Genomic DNA, 17151 nt, shown 5'->3' on the forward strand with positions numbered 1-17151 from the left:
TTCGGTGGGATCGGGATCAAGCTGTTGATCAGGTTTCGCGCCGGGTGTCAGGCTGACTTGTCTCCGGGCCGGTCGCGCATCTCGCGGATGCGGTCTGCCAGCGAGAAAACAGCGGTCCACGGGTCGCTGGCTTTCTTTTTGGCTGCCGCGATCAGACCGCCACCATGATCCGAGTCCTCGTCGTCGGTCTCGTCATGGTCGGGTTTGTCGTTTCCTTTGGCGGTTGTCTGGCCGTTGCCGTTTTCATTTTCGCTGCCGTTTGTCTTGTTTGGCTCGCCAGTCGGCTCGTCGGTTTCGGCTGCTGATGCATCCGTTTGTTCTTCTGATTCAGATGTTGCTTCTGCTTCCGGTGCTTTCGCTTCGTCGGACGGTGCTTCTTTGGCTTCCTTGGCCTCGGGGGCGGCCTTGGTTTCGGTCTTGTCCTTCTCAAGGAGTGCAAGAATAGGGGAGCCCTCGCCCTCCATGTCAGCGGCGACATCGGTGATACGCGTGGCAATGATCCTGATCTGGTCTCTGAGCTCGCGTTCGCCGGGGGACAGTTCGGCGTTCTTGGCCTTTTCCTCGGCGTCCTTTTTCATTGACCTGATTTCGCTACTGAGCCGATCCTTTTCCTTGATTGCATCGGCGAGCTTTTCTTCAACAGTCTGCTTTTCGGACTGGAGTTTGCTGATCATGGAGGAGATGTCTGCCTCTTCGGGTGCCTGTTGCTGATAGCCAAGCTGAAGCGACAGGCTGGCGACCTTGGCTTCGGCTTCAACGCGGCGCGATTCCGCCTCGGCCAGACGTTGCGATAGATCCAGATCCGGTTTGCCTTCGTGCGCCCGTTCGAGTTGTCGGCCGAGGTGCTCGATGCGGGTATCCTTGTCGGCAATGTCCGATTGCAGGCTGTCGATGCGTTCCTGAATGCTGTTGCGCTGCTCCTTGGTGCGCTCCAGCTCGGCTGTTTTCTGAGCGAGCTGTCCGTTGACCTCTGCCTTGGCGGTTTGTGCCGCGTTGCGCTCGTTGGTCAAGGCTGCGATTTCTTGTTTCAGATTCTCGATCCGGGTGAGCTGGGCGACCGTCTCGATCTTGTGTTCGCCGATCTGGGTGTCCAGTTCCTCGGCGTTCTCTTCAAGGTTGACGATTGTCCGCTCATGGGCTGCGATGGTTTTGCGCGCCTCTTCCAACTCCTCGGCTGTGGTCTTGAGCGTCAGGCGCGTGTCTTCTCCGTCATTTTCGCGAAGATACAACGTCCCCTGAAGGGCGGTGATTTCGGCCTGTCGCGCCTCGATCGCTTCGTCTTTTTCTTTCAGGGTCTTGTGAAGGCGGTCAATTTTCATCGCCTTGTTGGCCACGTCCTCAAGCCGCTCTTCTGCGATGACCTCAAGGCCGCGAAATTGAATAGCCTGCTCGGCGCGCTGCATGTCCTTTTCGGCCTGCAGTTCGCTGTAGCTGATCGGCATTTCTGCCTTGATGCGTATTTCTGTGAGTTTGACAGCACGACGCCAGATCAGGGGCAGTACAAAAAGCGTCAGCAACAAGGTCACAAACGCTCCAAGCAGTATGTACATAGCGATTGCGATCACGTTGCCCTATCCTCGCATGCTTGCCTTATCGTCCAATTCGGTCCCGATCCGTGTGCCGAACTCGAATAATCGATCAGAAACAGGTTCAAATCAAGCCGGACAGATGTGCGATCCGTGCCGGCTCATCCGACTTGTCACCCAGTTATCAGGCCACACAGTTATCAGGCCCTCGGGCGCAACGGAATAGGAAATCCGCTGCGCACCCGATTTGTAGCGTCATTGTTTGAGCCGGTCCCGAGCGCCTCATGATGCGTCAGAACGGGTTCCAGGTCGGTTGATGCGTGAATTTCACGTAGCCGACATTGATGCCCAGACGTGCGCCAACCCCGGATCGGATCGGCACGATGTAATATTGCTTGTCCGACGACAGAAGGGTTACGCCAAATCCGCCGATGAAGTATGCCGAGCCATTCACACCGCCCCAGCGGCGATAAAGATAATCAACACTGGGCAGCTTGTAGACCAGCATCATGGTGCGGTTGCCATCTCCGCCAAAATCCCAGCCAATGGATGGCCCTTGCCAGTAAACCTTGTGAACGCCCATATTCTTGGTATGCAGCTGGCCTTCGCCATAACGGGCGCCTGCGATGAGAGCTGCACTGCCTTCCTCGCCAAGGATGTATCCGTTGGGAAGGCCGTGGCTTGCAACCGCCTTTTCAATCACCGACGCGATGCCGCCGGCCACCGTGCCAAAGAAATAGTGTCCGGCCTGAACCAGCTCATTGGCGGTATAGTGATTGTCCGAATTCTGCTGTGCTTGAGCGTTCTGCTGTGCTTGAGCGTTCAGAGAAAAGGAACAGGCGCTCAAAACAAGTAGCATCAGCGCCATGTATCTTGTGCGAATGCCTATCATGCCCCGGCTTGGCATATTTGTCATTGCTAATTTTCCTTCCTTGGCAAGTGCAGCATTGATGTTAAGCTGCGCTTGAATGCTTGTGCCACGGGAATTTGCCCTTTTGGAGGCAATAAGTTCCGATGATGACACGAAAGTGAAAGAGTCCATTTACCCTAACTGATGGATATCGCCGAATTATTAACGCTTTCCTCGTAGACGTGAGGCGCTGTTAAAACAAAATTACGGGGTGTTTGTTTTGATCAAACAGTCTCAGGGTGGTGAGAGAAACAATCATAAGACTTGCGGAGTTCACTCGCTGGATATGAATAGGACATCGAACTGTTTCTTCGCGTTGGCCGCCCTAATCACAACAATGATGATTATCATCATTTGCTTATTCGAGCGACCGGCGCACGCGTCCTTGCAGTCACGCCGTGTTGTTGTTGATGGCAACACGGGCAATGCGCTTTACGGATACGACCCCGTCGCCTACTTTACCGACCATGCCGCGATCCGCGGCAAGCGCTCGCTTGGCTATACATGGAAGGGCGTGACCTGGCTGTTTTCAAGCCAGGCCAACCGAGCCGTGTTTCAAGCTGACCCCGAAGTCTATGCGCCGCAATATGGCGGTCATGGTGCGCTCGCCATGGCGCGCGGCTATGTGTCGAACAGCAACCCCCTGGTTTGGGCTATCTATCGAGGCAGGCTTTTCCTGTTCTATTCCTTCACTGCACGCGCCGCGTGGGTCGAGGCGATTGATCTCCACATTAAGCGATCCGACATAAACTGGACGGAACTTGAAGGCACACTCGCTCGATAACTTTCTGAAACCAAAAGAAAGTTTCGATCTGGAGTGGACCTGCAGGGGTGTTTCAGGGACTTCTCCGCGCCGTTTCACCGCGCGAAATGGGAGCGCTGGGCCAATCCGGCCTTGGCACACGGGGGGGATACGAGTAATCCTCAAGGCTACGAACTTGTTTGATTCGCCTGATTGGTGAAGGCGAGCATTGTCATGGGAATGCTGTTACAATGTGCTTGATATGGCCGTTGCGGGCGTTCTGGTTGATCGGTATTCGATCCGTGCGACATGCTGCGGCCTTGACAGACTGACCCTGTGCCGAAGTTTCGAGGATGCTATGACTGGTACCGATACGCTCTCTTCCATGGATCTTGCCGCCCTGCTTTGCAGCCGTGTCTGCCACGATATCATCAGTCCTGTCGGGGCGATCACCAACGGGCTCGAAGTGCTCGAAGAAGACAATGGCGAGGAAATGCGTGATTTCGCCATGGAGCTGATCACCAAGAGCGCGAAGACGGCCTCGGCGAAGCTCCAGTTTGCTCGCCTCGCCTTTGGCGCAGCCGGTTCGGCCGGTGCGGAAATCGATACCGGTGACGCCGAAAGTGTCGCGCGCAATTTCATGGCGGGCGAGAAACCGGAACTCGAATGGCAAGGCACCCGCGTGCTGATGCCCAAGAATCTTGTCAAACTGGTCCTCAACCTCATTCTCCTGGGGGGGGCGACCATACCGCGTGGTGGTTCGATCAAGGTTCTGATCGAGGGAGATTCGCGTTATCCGACTTTCACACTGGTTTGTGAGGGCAAAAGCGCCCGCATCCCGGCAAGCTTTGATCGTTTGCTGCGTGGCAAGCCTGCGGATGAGCATGGCATTGATGCCCATGCGATCCAGCCCTATTACACGGGGCTGCTGGCACGAGAGTCCAAAATGGACTTGGTTTTTGACTGGGTGGACGATACGATTACGATCAAGGCACAGCCTGTGAGCGTTCCAAGCGCTGATGAGATGATCGGTGTTGCACAAACTTCTGATATGGATGAAGAAATCCCACAGGAATTGGCCGATCGTGCCTAGTATTCGGCAGTAAAAACTGGCTGATTTCCTAGCGTTTTTTGCGGTTTCGTTAATAGAGTGTGAAAATACAGGCGTTGCAGATGTTGTACGCTTATAATTTATAAAATCGCTTCAGCATTATTTAACGGTTTGGCCCGAGACTGGGGCGGAATAGATGTCTGATGAAGACAGGATTCCGCCACGAATCAGGGTTTTAAGCCATGGATGATCTGCTACGCGAATTTATCGAGGAAACCAACGAGAGCCTGGACGTTGTTGACGTCGAGCTTGTGAAATTTGAGCAAGAGCCAAATAATGCTCAAATTCTCGATAATATTTTCCGGCTAGTACATACGATTAAAGGGACCTGTGGCTTTTTGGGCTTGCCAAGACTTGAAAGTCTGGCCCATGCCGCTGAGACCCTGATGGGTAAATTCAGGGATGGGGCCGCCGTAACCGGCGAGTCCGTTTCTGTCATTTTGCTCTCTCTGGACCGCATTAAAGAGATTGTCTCTGAACTTGCAGAAAATCAGGCCGAGCCGGAAGGTTCGGACGATGATCTGATTGATCAGCTGGATCGTCTCTCTGGCATAGGTAAATATGCCAATATGGGTGGGGTGGACGCCGTCGATGCAAAAGCTGCTCCGGCGAAAGAGCCTGTCGCGGTAGATGAGCCGGCAAAAGAGCCCAAATCGGAAGAAGCTTCTCACGAAGTCTATCAGGTCCTTGAGCGCGAGCTGAAGGAAGGCGAAGTTTCGCTGGATGATCTGGAGCGCGCTTTCCGCGAAACAGACGGCCCTGATGATTTTGATGTATCCGAGGCTGCCAAGGAAGCTGCCGAGGCTGCTGTTGCTGATGCCGCTGCCAAGAAGCGCGCCGGTATCGTGCCTGCTAAGCCTAAAGATGATGCGGCTGCTGCCAAGGCAGCGCGCCGCAAAGCTCCTGAAAAGGATGAAAAGGCTGAGAAGGAAACCAAGTCTGGTGGTTCGCATGGCGCGTCAATCCGCGTCAATGTCGAGACCCTTGAGCATCTGATGACCATGGTTTCGGAACTGGTGCTGACCCGTAACCAGTTGCTCGAAATCGTGCGCCGCCATGAAGATTCCGAATTCAAGGTTCCGCTGCAACGCCTGTCCAACGTAACCGTTGAACTGCAGGAAGGGGTCATGAAGACCCGCATGCAGCCGATCGGCAACGCTTGGCAGAAGCTGCCTCGTGTCGTTCGCGATCTCGCTAATGATCTCGAAAAAACCATCGATCTGGTGATGATCGGTCAGGATACAGAGCTTGACCGTCAGGTTCTGGAGCTGATCAAAGATCCGCTCACTCACATGGTTCGCAACTCTGCCGACCATGGCCTGGAAATGCCAGACGAACGTGTGGCAATGGGGAAGCCAGCCAAAGGCACCATTACCCTTTCTGCCTATCATGAGGGTGGCCATATCATCATCGATATCGCTGATGATGGACGCGGCATCAACACCGAGAAGGTGAAGGAAAAAATTCTCAAGAGCGAGCTTGCTACCGAAGCCGAGCTCGACAAGATGACAGAGCAGCAGATCAACAAATATATCTTTGCTGCTGGCTTCTCGACTGCTGAGAAAGTGACCAACGTGTCGGGCCGTGGTGTCGGCATGGACGTGGTTCGCAACAATATTGAAGTGATCGGTGGTTCGGTCGACCTGAAATCCATTCAGGGCAAAGGCTCGACTTTCTCGATCAAGATCCCGCTGACCCTTGCGATTGTTTCGACCTTGCTGGTGGAAGCTTCCGGCGACCGCTTTGCGATCCCGCAGCTTTCTGTTGTCGAGCTGGTGCGCGTTCAGAACAATTCCGAGCACAAGATCGAACGGATCAAGGATACGCCGGTTCTGCGCTTGCGCAACAAGCTGCTACCGCTCATTCACCTGAGCAACCTGCTCGGGATTGAAGAGAAAACAGACGAAGAGATGGAACTGGACGACAATGGCTTCATCGTGGTCATGCAAGTCGGCCCGCAGACCTTCGGCGTTGTGGTCGATGCTGTCTTCCATACAGAAGAAATCGTGGTCAAACCGATGGCATCCATGCTGCGGCACCTGACCCTGTTCTCTGGCAATACCATTCTTGGTGACGGTTCGGTGATCATGATCCTTGATCCCAATGGCGTCGCACAGGCCTTTGGTAGCCATGTCGGTACCGATGTGGATGCTGATAAAGAGGCTGCCGAGAAGGAAGCTCTGCCAGAAGAACAGAATACGGTTTCTCTTCTTATCTTCCGCGCCGGTTCTTCCGAGCCGAAAGCGGTTCCGCTATCGCTCGTTACCCGTCTCGAAGAGTTCGAAATCAGCAAGATCGAATTCTCCAACGGACGCGACATGGTTCAATATCGCGGCAGCCTGATGCCGCTGGTACAGGTCAATGACTTCGTCCAGCGCCGCACCGAAGGGTCGCAGCCGATGCTCGTCTTCTCCGACTCAGGCCGCTCCATGGGGCTGGTTGTTGATGAAATCGTCGATATCGTCGACGAACAACTCAACATCGAGGTCTCTTCCGAAGTTCCGGGCGTTCTGGGCACGGCTGTGATCAAAGGCAAGGCAACCGAGATCATTGATGTGGGGCACTTCTTGCCGCAGGCATTCGAGGACTGGTTCCATCGCAAAGAAATGTCAATCGACGAGCCGCTGGTCAAGAAACTGCTGTTTGTTGATGACTCCAGCTTCTTCCGCAACATGCTTGGACCGGTTCTCAAGGCTGCCGGGTATGAAGTGACCGTCTGCTCAAGTGGTGCCGAGGCTCTTGCCGCGCTGGAACGTGATCCGAGCTATGAAATCGTCGTCTCCGATATCGAGATGCCGGAAATGAACGGTTTCGAGCTTTGTGAGGCCGTCCGCCGGGCTCCGGCAACACGCGATATTCCGATCATCGCACTGTCGTCGCTCTGCACGCCGGCAGCCATTGAACGCGGACGCAAGGCCGGTTTCAACGACTATGTTGCCAAATTCGACCGTCCGGGACTGATCGCATCCCTGAAAGAGCAGCACATTGAAGTGGGAGTTGCCGCATGAGTGAGCACAAATTCACAGACGAACTGGAAGACGACAACGCAAGTGAAACCATCCAGTATGTGACCATCTATATTTCCGAGCAGTTGTTTGGGCTTCCGATCAACCGGGTTCATGATGTCTTTGTCCCCGAGTCCGTCACGCAGGTGCCTTTGTCCCAGTCAGAAATTGCCGGTGTGTTGAACCTTCGTGGTCGCATCGTCACCGCGATTGACATGCGCAAACGCCTTGGCATCAAGCCGCTGGAAAATGCGAACAGCCTGATGGCAATCGGAATAGAATTCCGTGAAGAATCCTATGGCCTGATTATCGACAGTGTTGGTGAGGTTCTGGACCTGACTGAGACGAGCCGTGAAGCAGTGCCAAGCAACCTTGATCCGCGCTGGGCAGATGTAGCGGCCGGTGTTCATCGTCTCAAGAACGACCTGATGGTCATTCTCGATGTGGACCGGGTTCTGGGTGATATGGTGACAACTGGTGTTGCTGCCTGATCATCCGAATTGACGGTGCCTTTGGAGTAGAAAAATGAAGACTTGTTTGGTTGTTGACGATTCCAGCGTTATTCGCAAGGTCGCCCGCCGAATCCTTGAGGATCTCGACTTCGAAATAGCTGAAGCCGAAGATGGCAAGGAAGCCTTGGAGAGCTGTGCGGACAATATGCCCGATGCTGTCCTGCTCGATTGGAACATGCCAGTAATGGATGGCCTGGACTTTTTGGTGGAGCTTCGCAAACTCGATGGCGGCGCTGATCCGAAGGTGATTTTCTGCACGACGGAAAACGATGTTTCTCATATCGCCAAGGCCATTCGTGCCGGTGCGAATGAATACATCATGAAACCGTTCGATCGCGAGATCGTAGAGGCCAAGCTGCAGGAAGTCGGCCTGATCTAATCTCTGGTCAATGCAACAATAATATCAATCTAACAGCGAGTTGGAACTATGGGTCTGATGACTGCCAATGCTCCGGCATCTAGTGCCACATCTCGCCAGATCAAGGTCATGGTGGTCGACGATTCCGTCGTGATCCGCGGTCTGATTGGCAGATGGGTCAATGATGATCCAGACCTTACTCTGGTAGGCTCGCACAGGAATGGACGTCTGGCCGTCGAGGACGTTGCGAAATCGAAGCCAGATATCGTTGTTCTTGATATTGAAATGCCGGACATGGACGGCCTGACGGCATTGCCGCAGCTGCTTAGGAACAATCCCACCAGCAAGATCATCATGGCGTCGACACTGACGCGCCGCAATGCGGAGATCAGCTTGCGTGCGATGTCCCTTGGTGCGACGGACTATGTTCCCAAGCCCGAATCCAACAGCCAGATCACGACGTCCAAGGAGTTCCGCGTCGAGCTCCTCGAAAAAATCAAGGCGATCGGCGGTGTGCCGGATGGCGGGGCTTCGGGCTTCCGTGCCTCCAGAGCTGGACCACTTAATGCTCGCGGCGCTGCACAGCCAACCGCACGCACGCAACACAGCCGCCAAAGTCTTGCTAAGAGTGGCACCAAGGTCGTGCAGGCCACTCCTGAGAAGGCTGCAAGCGCAACCGCATCAGGCATTCAGCTGCGCAAATTAGGGTCTGCACGGCCCAGAGCCCTTCTGATTGGCAGTTCGACGGGAGGGCCGCAGGCCCTTGAGAAACTGCTGCACGAGATCGGCCCGCAGATGCGTTCGGCTCCCATTCTGATCACTCAGCATATGCCGGCAACCTTCACTGCCATTCTGGCGGAGCATTTGGCCCGTTCCTCGGGGATGCCAGCCGCAGAAGCGCAGGACGGTGAGGCCGTGCAAAATGGTCACATCTATGTCGCGCCAGGGGGCAAGCATATGTTGCTGACCAAAAAGGCGGGGCAGACGTTCATCAAGCTGACAGATACGCCGCCAGTCAATTTCTGTAAGCCTGCCGTGGATCCGTTGTTCGAGACGGCTTCCGAGGTCTATGGCTCAGCCATTCTGGCTGTCGTACTGACCGGGATGGGCCACGATGGGGCTGCCGGTGCTAAGTTCATTGTCGATGCTGGTGGCAGTGTCATCGCTCAGGATGAAGCAACCAGTGTCGTTTGGGGTATGCCGGGCGCTGCCGCTCAAGCTGGGGTTTGTGCTGCAGTTCTTCCGCTGAACCAGATCGGTTCCAAAGTTTTGAGAGTATTTAGGGGTGAGCGATCATGACGCCACAAGACTACGCTTTCCTGCAGGGCTTTCTTAAGGAAAAATCCGGCTTGGTTCTCTCCAATGACAAGCAATATCTGGTCGAAAGCAGGCTCATGCCGATCGCTCGCAAGGCGAACCTTTCGAGCATTGCCGATTTGATCGGCAAGTTGCGTGGCCTTGGTGACCGCACCTTGCAGACGGCTGTCGTGGAAGCGATGACCACCAACGAGTCGTTCTTCTTTCGCGACAAGACGCCGTTCGAGCATTTTGCCGACACCATCCTGCCCCACCTTGTTGCAACACGTAAAACCGGTCGCGTTCGGATCTGGTGCGCGGCGGCTTCCACCGGGCAGGAGCCTTATTCGCTGGCCATGAGCCTCAAGGAGAACGCCAGCAAGCTCCGTGGTTTGTCCTTCGAAATTATCGGTACCGACATTTCGCAAGAAGTGCTCGAGAAAGCCCGGTCTGGCTTCTATAGCCAGTTTGAAGTCCAGCGCGGCCTGCCTGTTCAGATGCTCATCAAATACTTCAAGCAGGTTGGGGAAATGTGGCAGATTGCGCCGGAGATCCGGTCGATGGTCACCTACCGTCCGTTCAACCTGCTCGAGAGCTTCGCATCCATGGGGCAGTTCGATGTCATCTTCTGTCGCAACGTGTTGATCTATTTTGATCAGGCGACCAAATCGGACATCATGAACCGCTTGTCCAAGCAGTTGGCGGGCGATGGTTATCTGCTGTTGGGTGCTGCCGAAACCGTTGTCGGGCTGACAACTTCGTTCCAGAATGTGCAAGGAAAGCGCGGCCTCTATGTCAATGCGCGTGGCGCGACCCAAACTGCCAGTGCTCCACAGACGCCTCGGGCTGTCGTAGGGGGAGCGTCACCGACGCGCAGTTCTCTTGATACGGGCGTCGGGTCCAGCAGCGTCAAGCCGCTTGGTCATTCCCGGTTTTCGTCCATCCCCGGTGGGCGCCGCTAAATTCATCAATCGATGAACAAGTAAAACCGTCCGGCAATAGCCGGGCGGTTTTTCGTTGGGCGCTAACCAGACACGGTGCGAAACGGCCGGATTCCCAATGAAGCTGAAATAAGAAAAGCCGCCCGGATTGAGGGCGGCAAATCAAAAATGAAAGGGTATTGGTACGGGTAGGCACAGGCCTGCAGCGCTCGCAAATGGTCGATGCGAGCCACTGTCAGGGCATTGATATCAGGCGCTTTCCCGCAAACTTTCTTCGTCCGGCTCGCGCAGCACATAGCCGCGGCCCCAAACGGTTTCGATATAGTTGCGGCCACCGGTTGCTGTCGCCAGTTTCTTGCGCAGCTTGCAGATGAAGACGTCGATGATCTTCAGCTCTGGCTCATCCATGCCACCATACAGGTGATTGAGGAACATTTCCTTGGTGAGCGTGGTGCCCTTGCGCAAACTCAACAGTTCGAGCATCTGGTATTCCTTGCCTGTCAGGTGGACGCGCTGGCCCTGAACCTCAACAGTTTTGGTGTCCAGATTGACTGTCAGCTCGCCAGTCGTGATGACCGACTGGGCATGACCTTTCGAGCGGCGGACGATCGCATGAATGCGTGCGACCAGTTCGTCCTTGTGGAACGGTTTGGTCATATAATCGTCTGCGCCGAAGCCCAAGCCCCGAACCTTGTCTTCGATGCCAGCAAGGCCGGACAGAATAAGAATCGGAGTTTTCACCTTTGACACGCGCAGGGTACGAAGCACTTCGTAGCCGCTCATGTCCGGAAGGTTCAAATCCAGAAGTATGATGTCATAATCGTACAACTTGCCGAGATCGACGCCTTCTTCGCCAAGATCAGTCGTGTAGACGTTGAAGCTTTCAGACTTCAGCATCAACTCGATGCTCTGTGCTGTGGCGCCGTCGTCTTCAATTAGCAAAACGCGCATGCCAATCCCCTTGGTTTGCCTTTCTGGGCACGAAGCAACCCGCCGTTCTGACGGTTGCTTAGGACCAAATTAATCCCAGTTAATAAGGCTATGACATAATGGTTAACAAAAACTGATTCCGCTGCCAAGCCTCACATTGCTACTTCACAGGAAAAAGTGTTATCTCATTGAATCCTAGGAAAAATTTTCCTAGTGTCCTAGTTAAAGTTTCACTTTAAGAAACTTATGTAAGCGATTCTCGAGACTCCACAACGTCGCGGAAGTTCCAACTGGGAAATAATTACCTCTCTAAATGCCTCGTGATAATAATTAACCAATCAGGTAAACGAATCATTACCATGGAAAAGAATCATTAAAGGCTCGGCAATGGTCCAGAACCTCATCGGAAAAGTCGAAGATGTCACCGCGCGCCATGCCTATGGCCGCGTTACGTCGATTCAAGGCCACCTAGTTGAGGTCACGGGCCCGCTGTTCGAAATGAGCGTTGGATCGATGCTGTCCATTCATGCTCAGGGACGCGAACCGGCCCAATGCGAGGTGGTCGGGTTTTCTGATGATCGCGCCTTGTGCCTGCCCTTTTCCGAGCTCGACGGCATCAGACTTGGGTGTAGAGCCGTGCTGCATGGCCCGGCGGTGATCCGGCCCACGCGCGGTTGGCTGGGGCGCATGGTCAATGCCTTTGGCGAGCCAATCGACGGCAAGGGCCCCTTGCCGCGGGGCTATCGGTCCGTTCCGCTCAAGCGAAAGCCGCCTCAGGCGCATATGCGCATGCGCGTGGGCGGGCCGATGGATTTGGGGGTCCGCTCGCTGAATGCCTTTGCAACACTTTGTGAGGGCCAGAGAATGGGCATCTTCGCAGGCTCTGGTGTCGGCAAGTCGGTTTTGATGTCGATGCTGGCCCGCAACGCCAGTTCAGAGGTGAACGTGATCGGCCTGATCGGAGAGCGGGGACGCGAGGTCCAGGAGTTCGTGCAGGATGATCTGGGCGAGGAAGGCCTCAGGCGCTCTGTCGTTGTCGTGGCCACCTCCGACGAAATGGCCCTTATGCGGCGACAGGCAGCCTATCTGACAATGGCGCTGGCAGAATATTTCAGGGAGGACGGCAAGCAGGTCCTGTGCATGATGGACTCGGTGACACGCTTTGCGCAGGCGCAGCGGGAAATCGGTCTCGCGGCCGGAGAACCCCCCACTTCTAAGGGATATACGCCAACCGTTTTCGCAGAATTGCCGAAACTTCTCGAAAGAGCGGGGCCTGGTGAAAAAAATGAGGGTGCTGTTACGGGACTTTTTACTGTTTTAGTGGAAGGTGATAATCACAATGAGCCTGTAGCGGATGCCGTCCGGGGTATATTGGACGGTCACATCGTTATGGAAAGGGCCATTGCCGAGAGGGGGAGGTATCCCGCGATAAACATTTTGAAATCTGTTTCGCGTACACTTCCCAAAGCTGCCGATCCGGCCTACTGGCCAGCAGTTTTGCAGGCTCGGCAACATATGGCGACCTATTCGGATATGGAAGAGTTGATCCGACTGGGCGCTTATAAACAGGGAAGCGACCCAAATGTGGATTTGGCAATCGCTCTTCATGAACCGCTGGAAGCCTTCCTTTCTCAACGAAAGGAAGAGGCAACCGGTTTGACTGAAGGGTATCAGTTGCTGGCATCCATCCTTGGAATGCAGTCAGAACAGGGCAATTCGGGGCTTTAAGGAGTATTGAGTAATGAAGTCGCGTGATAGTCTCCTCCGCCTTAAGCGCTTTCAGGTTGATGAAAAGCGCCGTCAGGTTGGACAGATTGAATTGATGATCACAGAATTCGAAGGCATGATCCGGGATCTCGATACCCAGATTGCTGTCGAAGAGGAAAAAGCCGGCATCAACGATGTCGGGCATTTTGCCTATCCGACCTTCGCGAAGGCTGCGCATCAGCGTAAGGAGAATCTGCTCGTTTCGATTTCTGATCTGAACGAACAGCTCGACCGTGCGCAGGATCAATTGCGTGAAGCGATTGGCGAGATGAAAAAGGTTGAAAAGCTCGAAGAGCGGGATCATCAGCGTGAGCAGGCTGCCATCGAGCAGGCCGAGCAGGACGAACTTGACGATTTTACCATGATTGGTCGCCATCGAACTCGTTAGACGCCATTCAAGTCAAACATTCCCCTGTCGGCCGACACCAGTGTCGGTCGTGAGAGCTAGGTTGTGGCTTTCTTACTTCACCGGCGGGAATGCGCCGTGCCGACTGTGCTTTTGCCAGTGGGCGGTTTATTTGTCATCTGGGGTGGTTCCACACCCTATGATCGGCTAAGCAAAGGGCAATCATGAAACCGTAAGCTTTGGTTCGACATGTCGCTGATTGCCATATATTTCGCCAGCCAGGATGGTCAGGCAGCCAAGGTTGCCGCCTTTATAGGCGAGCAGATCGAACAAACCGGGCCGTGCGTCACGGTTTCTGACCTAAACGCAGGTACTCCCTCAGATATAACACTTGATCGTGCAGATGTGGTGGTGGTCGTTGCGGCCATTCGCTATGGGCGGCATCTCAAACCCGCAGAGCGATTCCTCTCCTACCATGAAGCCGCTTTGAGCCAAAAGAAGCTGGTGCTCATTTCCGTCAATCTGACCGCGCGAAAGCCTGAAAAGCGCAGTATCGAGCGCAGCATCTATTTGCAGAAGTGGGTGGCACGCTATCCGACCCTGTCGCCTGTGCTCGTGCGCGCTGTGGCCGGTCGGCTCGATTATCCCCGCTATTCACGGTTTGACCGATTTATGATCAGACTGATCATGTCGATCACCAAAGGGCCGACTGATCCCACCTCCACGATCGAATTCACCGATTGGGACGAGGTTGGTGAGCTGGCCAGCGAGATTGCAGCAATCTGATAATGTCTGTAGCGTCAGGCTCGCCGATTCATACCAGCCGCTGATTCAGTCGGGGGAGCCTGTCGTGACGTCCATTCTGTTGCCGATCCTTGTCGCCATCTCCGCCTTTTCATTCGGATTGGGTCTGACCCTGCCGTTGGTTTCGCTCGACCGGCTGCTGTTTTTCACCGAGACGCCGTCGCTCGTCAGCATCATAGAAGGCTTGTGGCTTGAGGAAAGGCTGCTGGCGATCATCGTGGCGCTCTTTTCCATCATTCTGCCAGCGCTGAAGATCCTTCTGTTGCATGTCGCTGCCTACCGGGGACGCAAATCGCGTTCGGTGGTTCTGCTCAGTCTGGCGAGCAAATGGTCTATGATGGATGTGTTGCTCGTGGCGTTGGTCATCTTTTCCGCCAAGACCAGTGGGCTTGCCGAGGCGACAGCGCAACCGGGGATCTGGTTCTATGGGGCCGCGACGCTCTGTTCGGTGCTGGCGTCTGCGATGATCCGGAAATAGACGATAAAAAAACGGGGCAGTGATCGGATGATCAGCTGCCCCGAAGGTTTATTGGCCTCTCTCATGTGTTCGCAAGCTGTCGGTCCCGAAAGGCCACTTTCACGGGAGGCCGACTTTCGTGAAGCTTTTGGTCGCTGTCCTCATCCTTTGTTTCATTAAACGATTTGGAATGCGTTTGGTTCCCCATTGAATTGGCTTGTCTCATTCTTTGCCGGATGGAGACAGGCGCTAGATGCTCCCGACGGTTTTCAGACGGATCCGTGTGTGGATTTCGCTCTGGCTGAGGACAGTGGTGTGAGCCCGGAAGCGTTCGACGATGGAGCGCACATAGGGGCGGTTGCCCGGCGAGGTGAGCAGAACCGGGATTTCGCCAACCTGAGCTGCATCCTCGTAGCCGTCGCGCACCCGTCCGACAAATTCCTGCAGCTTGCTTGGTGCCATGGCCAACTGCTTGTCTTCGCCGTCGCCTATCAGGGCCTGGGTGAACTCGTTTTCCCAGGCCGGCGACAGGGATAGGATGGGCAGATAGCCGCCCGGGGCAAGGTGGCTGGCGCAGATCTGCAGCGCAAGGCGCGAGCGGACGTGTTCGGTCATGGACTGCACAGAGCGGGTGAAGCCCGAAGCATCGGCGATGCCTTCGAGAATGGCCGAAAGATCGCGGATCGAGATACGCTCGGAGAGCAGCGACTGCAGGACACGCTGGATGCCCGAAACCGTGATCTGGCTCGGGACGATATCGTCGACCAGCTTTTTCTGATCCGACGGCAGTTCGTCGAGCAATCCCTGCACTACCGCGTAGGAGAGCAGCTCGTCCATGTTGGCCTTGATGATCTCGGTCAGGTGGGTAGAGATCACAGTTGCCGGGTCGACAACGGTAAGGCCGAGAATACTGGCTTCCTCGCGCAGGGAGCCGTCGATCCATGTGGCGGGCAGACCAAAGGTCGGCTCGGTGGTCTCGATACCGGGCAGGGAGATTGGGGCGCCGGTCGGGTCCATGGTCATGAACTGTTTGGGATAGACCACACCACGCCCCACCTCGACTTCCTTGACCTTCAGGACATAGTCGTTGGATTGCAGCTGGACATTGTCCATGATGCGCACGGCTGGCATGACGAAGCCCATTTCGGCGGCGAGCTGGCGGCGCAGGGCCTTGATCTGATCCGTAAGGGCCTGCGAATCCGCGCCATTGGCCATGCTGATGAGGCCGTAGCCCAGCTCCAGGCGAAGCTCGTCCATCTTGAGAACCTGACTGATGGGCTCTTCTGCGGGTGGCTCTGCCTTGGCGAGTTCTACCTGCTTTTCCTCAATGACCTTTGCAAGCGCTTCCCGCTTGTGCGTTTGAGATGATCGATAGGCGAAGTAGCCTGCCGCACCACCAAGAGCCATGAAGGGAATGAAGGGCATGCCGGGCAGGAAGGCCATGACCACCATGACGGCCGCGGACATGCCAAGCGCTTTCGGGTAGCCAGAAAGCTGTCTCACGAGCGCACGGTCTGCTGAGCCGGATACGCCTGCCTTGGAGACGAGGATACCCGCTGCCGTGGAGACAATGAGGGCAGGGATCTGGGAGACAAGGCCATCACCGATCGTTAGCAGAGTGTAAGACTGTGCTGCGTCGCCAAAGGCCATTTCCTTTTGCACGACCCCGATGACGATGCCGCCGATGACGTTGATGAAGGTGATGATCAGGCCAGCGATGGCATCGCCGCGAACGAATTTCGAGGCACCGTCCATGGCCCCGAAGAAGGTGCTTTCATCCGACAATTCCTTGCGGCGGTGCTTGGCGTCCTGTTCGTTGATCAGGCCTGCGGACAGGTCGGCGTCGATGGCCATCTGCTTGCCGGGCATGGCGTCAAGGGTGAAGCGGGCAGCGACCTCTGCGATACGGCCAGAACCCTTGGTGATAACGACGAAGTTGACGGTAACCAGAATGGCGAAGACGATCACACCGATGACGAAATTACCGCGCGTGACGAAATTGCCAAAGGCTTCAATGACATTGCCCGCAGCGCCTGTGCCCTCGTGACCATAGCCCAGAATGAGGCGCGTGGAGGCAAGGTTGAGCGCCAGCCGCAACATGGTCGAGACCAGAAGCACGGTCGGAAAGGATGAGAATTCCAGTGGTGCCTTGATGAACAGGGCGGTCATCAGGATGAGAATCGAGAAGATGATCGACACCGCCAGAAACAGATCCATGAACGCGGACGGCAACGGCAGGATCATGACCACCAGAATGGTCATGACGCCAAAAGCAAGGCCAAGGTCACCATTTCTGAGAAAAGTGACAAATTCACCGATCCGCGCAAGGGGAGACGGTCCGCCAGCTCCGGCCGGAGGGGTGCCTGTGGGGGCTACATCAGCTGCATCTGCTGTCACTGCTGCGTCTGCGTCACTCATGCCGGTTTCCTGTTATCGCACGTTGGCT

15 protein-coding genes are annotated in these 17151 nt (G+C 55.3%); 11 read left to right on the forward strand and 4 right to left on the reverse strand.

Annotation, left to right across the window (positions count from 1 at the left end; translation table 11 throughout):
- Positions 1–47 precede the first annotated feature (47 nt).
- Entirely contained in the window at positions 48–1565 is a 1518-nt protein-coding gene (locus CPH65_RS06530; RefSeq protein WP_157747546.1) for a hypothetical protein, read from the reverse strand.
- 253 nt (positions 1566–1818) lie between these two features.
- Complete coding sequence (locus tag CPH65_RS06535; protein ID WP_371359436.1) at positions 1819–2442, reverse strand: DUF1134 domain-containing protein; 624 nt, start codon at positions 2440–2442, stop codon at positions 1819–1821.
- Between the two features lie 331 nt (positions 2443–2773).
- Here CPH65_RS06535 and CPH65_RS06540 point away from each other — a divergent pair, with 331 nt between their 5' ends.
- The 7 genes from CPH65_RS06540 (at position 2774) to CPH65_RS06570 (ending at position 10422) form a co-directional block, all read left to right on the forward strand.
- The gene (locus CPH65_RS06540; protein ID WP_096172732.1) at positions 2774–3220 is read left to right on the forward strand and encodes a YHS domain-containing (seleno)protein; all 447 of its coding nucleotides are present in this window, start codon (positions 2774–2776) and stop codon (positions 3218–3220) included.
- 316 nt (positions 3221–3536) lie between these two features.
- Complete coding sequence (chpT, locus tag CPH65_RS06545) at positions 3537–4271, forward strand: histidine phosphotransferase ChpT (RefSeq protein ID WP_096176270.1); 735 nt, start codon at positions 3537–3539, stop codon at positions 4269–4271.
- 200 nt (positions 4272–4471) lie between these two features.
- Positions 4472–7297, forward strand: a complete 2826-nt coding sequence (locus CPH65_RS06550; RefSeq protein WP_096172734.1) for a chemotaxis protein CheW — start codon at positions 4472–4474, stop codon at positions 7295–7297.
- A complete protein-coding gene (locus tag CPH65_RS06555) occupies positions 7294–7785 on the forward strand; it encodes a chemotaxis protein CheW (protein WP_096172735.1) in 492 nt (163 codons plus the stop codon). The genes CPH65_RS06550 and CPH65_RS06555 overlap by 4 nt, the downstream gene beginning before the upstream one ends.
- A 34-nt stretch (positions 7786–7819) precedes the next feature.
- Complete coding sequence (locus CPH65_RS06560; RefSeq protein ID WP_096172737.1) at positions 7820–8185, forward strand: PleD family two-component system response regulator; 366 nt, start codon at positions 7820–7822, stop codon at positions 8183–8185.
- Positions 8186–8233: 48 nt separating this feature from the next.
- Positions 8234–9463: a chemotaxis response regulator protein-glutamate methylesterase gene (locus CPH65_RS06565; RefSeq protein WP_096172738.1), complete on the forward strand. Its 1230-nt coding sequence runs from the start codon at positions 8234–8236 to the stop codon at positions 9461–9463.
- Complete coding sequence (locus tag CPH65_RS06570; protein ID WP_096172739.1) at positions 9460–10422, forward strand: protein-glutamate O-methyltransferase CheR; 963 nt, start codon at positions 9460–9462, stop codon at positions 10420–10422. Before CPH65_RS06565 ends, CPH65_RS06570 begins: the two co-directional genes overlap by 4 nt.
- Positions 10423–10650: 228 nt before the next feature.
- Here CPH65_RS06570 and ctrA read toward each other — a convergent pair whose 3' ends face one another.
- Entirely contained in the window at positions 10651–11352 is a 702-nt protein-coding gene (gene ctrA / locus CPH65_RS06575; RefSeq protein WP_096172741.1) for a response regulator transcription factor CtrA, read from the reverse strand.
- Between the two features lie 366 nt (positions 11353–11718).
- Between ctrA and fliI the strand changes: the two genes are divergently transcribed.
- The 4 genes from fliI (at position 11719) to CPH65_RS06595 (ending at position 14726) form a co-directional block, all read left to right on the forward strand.
- Positions 11719–13059 (forward strand): flagellar protein export ATPase FliI, encoded by a 1341-nt coding sequence (gene fliI / locus CPH65_RS06580; RefSeq protein WP_096172742.1) that lies wholly within the window; start codon positions 11719–11721, stop codon positions 13057–13059.
- A gap of 13 nt (positions 13060–13072) precedes the next feature.
- Complete coding sequence (gene fliJ, locus CPH65_RS06585) at positions 13073–13486, forward strand: flagellar export protein FliJ (protein ID WP_096172743.1); 414 nt, start codon at positions 13073–13075, stop codon at positions 13484–13486.
- Between the two features lie 207 nt (positions 13487–13693).
- The gene (hemG, locus tag CPH65_RS06590; protein ID WP_096172745.1) at positions 13694–14230 is read left to right on the forward strand and encodes a menaquinone-dependent protoporphyrinogen IX dehydrogenase; all 537 of its coding nucleotides are present in this window, start codon (positions 13694–13696) and stop codon (positions 14228–14230) included.
- Positions 14231–14294: 64 nt separating this feature from the next.
- Positions 14295–14726, forward strand: a complete 432-nt coding sequence (locus CPH65_RS06595; RefSeq protein WP_244574552.1) for a paraquat-inducible protein A — start codon at positions 14295–14297, stop codon at positions 14724–14726.
- A gap of 228 nt (positions 14727–14954) precedes the next feature.
- Here the strand turns inward: CPH65_RS06595 and flhA are convergent, their stop codons facing one another.
- On the reverse strand, positions 14955–17123 hold the full coding sequence (gene flhA, locus CPH65_RS06600; RefSeq protein WP_096172746.1) for a flagellar biosynthesis protein FlhA: 2169 nt from the start codon (positions 17121–17123) through the stop codon (positions 14955–14957).
- Positions 17124–17151 lie beyond the last annotated feature (28 nt).

It is taken from the genome of Cohaesibacter sp. ES.047 (genome assembly GCF_900215505.1).
Classification (GTDB): Bacteria; Pseudomonadota; Alphaproteobacteria; order Rhizobiales; family Cohaesibacteraceae; genus Cohaesibacter.

Excerpts from the sequence above, each read along its gene's own strand:
- CPH65_RS06555 (WP_096172735.1), top strand. The coding sequence starts at position 7,294 with ATGAGTGAGCACAAATTCACAGACGAACTGGAAGACGACAACGCAAGT.
- fliJ (WP_096172743.1), top strand. The coding sequence starts at position 13,073 with ATGAAGTCGCGTGATAGTCTCCTCCGCCTTAAGCGCTTTCAGGTTGAT.
- fliI (WP_096172742.1), top strand. The coding sequence starts at position 11,719 with ATGGTCCAGAACCTCATCGGAAAAGTCGAAGATGTCACCGCGCGCCAT.
- CPH65_RS06560 (WP_096172737.1), top strand. The coding sequence starts at position 7,820 with ATGAAGACTTGTTTGGTTGTTGACGATTCCAGCGTTATTCGCAAGGTC.
- hemG (WP_096172745.1), top strand. The coding sequence starts at position 13,694 with ATGTCGCTGATTGCCATATATTTCGCCAGCCAGGATGGTCAGGCAGCC.
- CPH65_RS06550 (WP_096172734.1), top strand. The coding sequence starts at position 4,472 with ATGGATGATCTGCTACGCGAATTTATCGAGGAAACCAACGAGAGCCTG.
- CPH65_RS06565 (WP_096172738.1), top strand. The coding sequence starts at position 8,234 with ATGGGTCTGATGACTGCCAATGCTCCGGCATCTAGTGCCACATCTCGC.
- chpT (WP_096176270.1), top strand. The coding sequence starts at position 3,537 with ATGACTGGTACCGATACGCTCTCTTCCATGGATCTTGCCGCCCTGCTT.
- CPH65_RS06535 (WP_371359436.1), bottom strand. The coding sequence starts at position 2,442 with ATGACAAATATGCCAAGCCGGGGCATGATAGGCATTCGCACAAGATAC.
- CPH65_RS06540 (WP_096172732.1), top strand. The coding sequence starts at position 2,774 with ATGATGATTATCATCATTTGCTTATTCGAGCGACCGGCGCACGCGTCC.
- flhA (WP_096172746.1), bottom strand. The coding sequence starts at position 17,123 with ATGAGTGACGCAGACGCAGCAGTGACAGCAGATGCAGCTGATGTAGCC.
- ctrA (WP_096172741.1), bottom strand. The coding sequence starts at position 11,352 with ATGCGCGTTTTGCTAATTGAAGACGACGGCGCCACAGCACAGAGCATC.
- CPH65_RS06570 (WP_096172739.1), top strand. The coding sequence starts at position 9,460 with ATGACGCCACAAGACTACGCTTTCCTGCAGGGCTTTCTTAAGGAAAAA.